Source organism: Methanobrevibacter sp. (assembly GCF_045541095.1).
In the GTDB taxonomy this organism is placed as follows: Archaea; Methanobacteriota; Methanobacteria; order Methanobacteriales; family Methanobacteriaceae; genus Methanocatella.
In genome coordinates this window covers 1-2,044 of record NZ_JAZQIJ010000216.1, presented here as the reverse complement: position 1 = coordinate 2,044, position 2,044 = coordinate 1, and the positions used below count along the sequence as shown (strand labels likewise).

1 protein-coding gene is annotated in these 2,044 nt (G+C 32.1%); it reads left to right on the top strand.

Features of this window, described 5'->3' with window-relative positions; genetic code table 11:
* Nucleotides 1–108: 108 nt before the first annotated feature.
* Nucleotides 109–1,728 carry a hypothetical protein gene (locus ACKI2P_RS09130; protein WP_407377050.1) on the top strand — a complete coding sequence of 540 codons (1,620 nt, stop codon included), beginning with the start codon at nucleotides 109–111 and terminating at the stop codon, nucleotides 1,726–1,728.
* Nucleotides 1,729–2,044: the final 316 nt, after the last annotated feature.

Here is a 2,044-nt window from a genome sequence, read left to right as displayed (position 1 = left end):
TTAAAAAGGATATCTTTTAATATACTTTATATAAAATATAATAACATGACAAAAAAAGTGAAAATGATACTCATTTCGTTGATTTTTTTGTTCTTTGTTATTGGTGGGGTGTCAGCAAGTGAATATAATTCAACAGATTTTGCTTGTGAAATTCAGGAAGAGAGTCCAATAGCAATTGATTCAAACGAATATGAAGAAACAACATTAGAATACAGTATTGAAAGCACAGCAGATAACAACTTAAAAAGTGAATCTCTAAATACAGAAATATCAAAAGAAGGTAATGATGAATTAGATGCCGTTGACAACAGCTCAACAAAAGCTACCTTGAAAGTTACTAGCGATTCAAATTTCGTTAAAAAAGGAAATACTTACTATTTATATTTAACAGATGCAAGCGGCAATAAAATAGCAGCCAAAAAATTAACTATAGAATTTGATGGGAAAAATTATACAAAAACCACTGACAAAAACGGGAAATTTGGTATTCCTGTTAATTTGGATAACTCTACAGCATCAATGAATATTTCCTTCAGCGGAGACGACAAATACGACGCATTTACCCAGTTAGTTGATTTCTATATCGACAAGTCAATGACCATAGAGATTGGAAATGCAAAACTTCTGACAAACGGATATCTCAGAATTTATCTGAAAGGTACAACAAGTGCAATATCCGGAAAAACAATTAAAATAAAAGTTGGAGATAAGACTTTCACTAAAAAAACAGGTGCGGAAGGATTTGTTGTATTAGCTCCAAAAGTCAGCAAAGGCACATATGACGTGACAGTTACATACAACAACTATACAATTTCCAAAAAGATCAAATGCATTGTAGGAAATGTGCTGAATCCTTTCAAAAAAGCCATCCCTCTTGTAAATGGAGTTCCGGATATTGATAGAATGCCTGCAAGTTTTGTCATGGGAGATGGTGATGCTAAATACACCCTTACAAAAGCTCAATACCGTGCGACCATAAAAAGAGACAGCTATTCACTATTTTTATATGGTAAACTGTCAAAATATACATTCTTTAAAACAAAATCAGAGCCTAACAAGTATCATGTTTTAAAACGTGAAAAATGGAACGTTATTGAAAGGGAACTTAACACCAAACTGGTCAAGAAAAATAAATATAACTACTGGCCGGCGACAATTACCGCAAATCTAAAAGGAAAATCATATACTTACTCAGAAGTTCGTGACGTTCAAAATACTGAATATACCTGCGGTCCGACATCAGCCAGTGTTTGCAGCCAGGCTCTAAGAAATTATTTTTCTGAAAAATATTTCCAGGTAAAAGCGCATGTAAAAAATGGAGTAAATTTATATGTCCTGAAAAAAGCTGTAGACAGAAGTAAGTTTAAATCAACCTATTTTTATTCCATGAGCACTGCCGTAAAACAGCTGGCTAAAGGAGGATGTGCAGTAATAGCTTACCTTCCAAATCATTACGTGTCTGTAATAGATGTCAGCAAGGACGGCAAAAAAATACTGGTCAGTAACTCTTATGGAAAATATAACGTTGGCGGAGACACTAAAATTCCTACAAATTGGGTAACATTGAAAAAATTTAACAAGAAATTCCGAGGCGTGGGAATAATTGTTAAACCTAATTATAAACTAAGTAAAACCGTTAAAACCCATATAAAATGTTTATACAAAAGTATGGGTACAAATTACATGCGTAAAAATACTAGTGAAAGAATACCAGATGTTCCGATTTAGTAAAAAACTAGTTTCAAAAACTTAGTTATAATAACATGCAGTGTAATGGTGTAAAAAAATAACACCAACGCTATAAACAAAAAGCGAATCGATTGCATAGAATCCCTGTGGAATCTTTTCGCTAAAAATTTCTTTGCAATCAGAATGCAAAGGGTAGATGATGATGTTTTCTATCCAAAATTCCTTAACCATGACCATTGATGCTATCTTTAATTTCTAAAAACTATTTTATCTATTCAAAAGTTTTTTTATTATTAGCTGAAAATAAACTATGCCGATCAATTAATAAAATGAATAATCTATGAACATATTTTTT